The organism is Pseudomonadota bacterium, from assembly GCA_039714795.1.
Taxonomy (GTDB): domain Bacteria; phylum Pseudomonadota; class Alphaproteobacteria; order JAGOMX01; family JAGOMX01; genus JBDLIP01.
The window spans coordinates 1-2,924 of the sequence record JBDLIP010000167.1 but is presented as its reverse complement, the minus strand read 5'-3'; the positions used below and the strand labels follow the sequence as shown (position 1 = coordinate 2,924).

2 protein-coding genes are annotated in these 2,924 nt (G+C 38.9%); both read right to left on the bottom strand.

The features are described from left to right. Nucleotides 1–246 precede the first annotated feature (246 nt). Nucleotides 247–861: a pentapeptide repeat-containing protein gene (locus tag ABFQ95_08330; GenBank protein ID MEN8237521.1), complete on the bottom strand. Its 615-nt coding sequence runs from the start codon at nucleotides 859–861 to the stop codon at nucleotides 247–249. A gap of 5 nt (nucleotides 862–866) precedes the next feature. Beyond that, nucleotides 867–2,615, bottom strand: a complete 1,749-nt coding sequence (locus tag ABFQ95_08325; protein ID MEN8237520.1) for an ABC transporter ATP-binding protein — start codon at nucleotides 2,613–2,615, stop codon at nucleotides 867–869. Between the last annotated feature and the right edge of the window lie 309 nt (nucleotides 2,616–2,924).

Here is a 2,924-nt window from a genome sequence, read left to right as displayed (position 1 = left end):
TTCTTTTTGTTACTTGTTTGTTGCAAATTCGTGGGGGCGGCAATGAGCCCCCACGAATTTGCGACAAAAATGGGGCTCAGTATAGTTCCTCTCCTGACTCCCCATCTTTATAAGCAAAAGTACTCTCTTGTTCAAATATTATCCTAATATCTAAACATTGCTTCTTTGGATCTTTTCGAATATCAGAAGCATACCCAAGAGATGTCATCCGTTGGAATCGGGATGGAAGGATTGAAATCAAGATCCTCAAATCTGAATTTCAATCTCAAATTTATGCAACAAATTAATTACATCAGGCATGGAAAACTTTGCCTTACGAATATCATTTTCATTGGGGTCAATGCCATAATTGATAGCCTCTGTGAAATCACTACCCCGTAATTTTGTGTGCCTGAATAAACTGCTTTTAAAATCAGTGCACGTAAAATTACCGCCTGAAAAATCACCATTTCTGAAATCAACGTCATGAGCTTTGCAGTTTTCAATTACCAATTCTTTCAAACATAGCCCATAAAAACTGCAATGACTGAGATTGCATTTTTGAAATTTTATCGGGCTGATCAGGTTGATGTAGGGCCACCTTACTTCAGTCCAGTTAACACCAATCAGTTTTGCCCCTTCAAAAACAACGTCGCTAAAAGCAGTATTTTTAAATTGAGTATTGCTTAAATTGCAAGATTCAAATGTACAGTCAATGAACTTGCAGTCTGCAAATTTTGTCTCACTAAAGCTTGAGTCAACAAATTGGCAGTTTTCAAAGATTTTATTTTTGACATCGTTTTTATCTAGCGTTATCCCTGGAAAATTAACGTCATTAAATTCATCTTGGTTGAAGATGTCAACTTTTGAAAAATGGTTCATTTCCTTCACCTGATTTCCTGCAATTCCCACAATTGCTTGTACAAGCTGTTTTCATTAGCAATCAGGGTATTGTGACTGCCCTCTTCAACAATTTTACCCTTCTCTAGGACGATAACTCTGTCCATATGTTTCAAAGTTGAAAGGCGGTGGGCGATGGCAATGACCGTTTTCTTTTTATCTTCAATAAGGAAATTCAGACTCTCTTGAATCAACCTTTCAGTTTGGCTATCAAGAGCTGACGTAGCCTCATCAAGAATCAGGATCGGGGCATCTTTCAAAATGGCTCGAGCAATTGCAATCCTTTGTCTTTGGCCGCCGGAAAGTTTTATGCCGCGTTCACCCACAAAGGTTTCATATTTTTGTGGCAGGGTTTCAATAAACTCATGAATGTGTGCCTCTTTGCTGGCCTCAAGTACTTCCGCGTCCGTTGCATCCGCTTTGCCATAACGGATGTTATCTTGCAGTGAGCGATGAAACAACATTGTGTCTTGTGGAATAACAGCAATGTTTTCCCTGAGTGAGTCTTGAGTGGTCTCAACAGTGTCTTGGCCATCGATGAGGATTTGTCCTTGATTATTTGCAAAATAGCGTAGCAATAAATTAATCAGCGAAGATTTCCCAGCTCCTGAATGCCCCACCAATCCTATCTTTTCCCCTGGTTTAATGATCATGTTTAGATCTTTGAAAATCATGTGGTCTTTATCATAACCAAAGCTAACGTGTTTAAACTCAATGCGTGGGTTGTTGACGATCAGAGGTTTAGCGCCTTTTGTATCGAGATTTTGTTGTGGGGTTTCCAGAATTGAAAGTGCACTTTTAAAATCTCCCATAGCCCGGGCGAAGCCTTGCAATGAGATGGTAGTATGCCAAACACTTTCTGCAATGGACAGAGTAAGACCAAAAACAAATGCAAAATCTCCTATGGATATAGAATTCTGCATCCTTAAATGCAGCATCAAAAACAGAATAAATACAAACATTACAATGTAGAGAATTCCCCCTACAAGTTGTATTTTAAAGTCGTATCGATACACATTAATTTGTTTGGGAATGAAATCTTCTGTGATTTGCTGATTGAGGGTTTGGTATTCTCGTTTTCGAGCTGCAAAGGAAAACAAGGAGATGATGTTGGTGATTTTATCTGAGATCTGTCCTACTAGGCTATGTCTGCTTTCAGTTTCTTCGAAGGTAAGCCTATTTAGGGTGAGTGAAAGTTTGTACATTATCGGAACATAGATGGCTGTCCAGGCAAACACAATCATTCCCAGTTTAAAATTGATCATTGCCAGGGCAGTTAAGTTCACAATAGTTGTAAATATTCTTCCCAGTAATCCATGGTGGAGTTCCTCCCAAAATTTATCATATCCATCTAATAAACCTTTAAGCTTACTGCTAACAGCTCCAGTGAAGTTATTTTGAAAAAATTCATAACTGTGATGTTGGACATAGTCGTAAGATTTAAGCAGAATTGATCGTCGTACATAAGGTTCTGCCTTCCATTTGGCTATATCACTGATGCGCCATACAAAATCAAGAGTGAATTGGGTTCCAAGAAACAGAAAGATCGGCAGCAAGATGCTAGAGTACTGAAGCTGATCTTGTGTTTCCATTGCGTCCAGAAATAACTTGATTGCATAATTGTAGGCAAAGGGATAAAAACTACTGACCAATGGCGCCATCATCATGGTGAGATACAGCCATTTGTAGGGCTTTATGTGGCGCCAGACAAAGGCGAAAATTGACGAGTAAGGCATCTGCTAACCTTGATGTGTAAAGCTAAAGGATTCAATGCATGCATTGTAGCAGCTTCAACTTTACAGACAAAGGTGTATAATCTTTGCACATGGCGATTGCTTGGGGCGTTCATGTATCACCAGCTTGGAAAATCTGATGTTTTTTTTCAATTTCAAGATGGGGTGGGGACTGGGTTAGTCGTATTCCCTAAAGTATCTTGGATTTTAATAAAAACTTAACTAGATTGTACTCCTGTCAACCAAAAAGGAGTAAGAAAATGCTTTCAGAAATTATATGTGTGGACTGTCAGTCTACGGATGTATACGTTT

Bases quoted from the DNA above. Each gene is read 5' to 3' on its own strand.
- ABFQ95_08330 (MEN8237521.1), bottom strand. From the start codon at position 861: ATGAACCATTTTTCAAAAGTTGACATCTTCAACCAAGATGAATTTAAT.
- ABFQ95_08325 (MEN8237520.1), bottom strand. From the start codon at position 2,615: ATGCCTTACTCGTCAATTTTCGCCTTTGTCTGGCGCCACATAAAGCCC.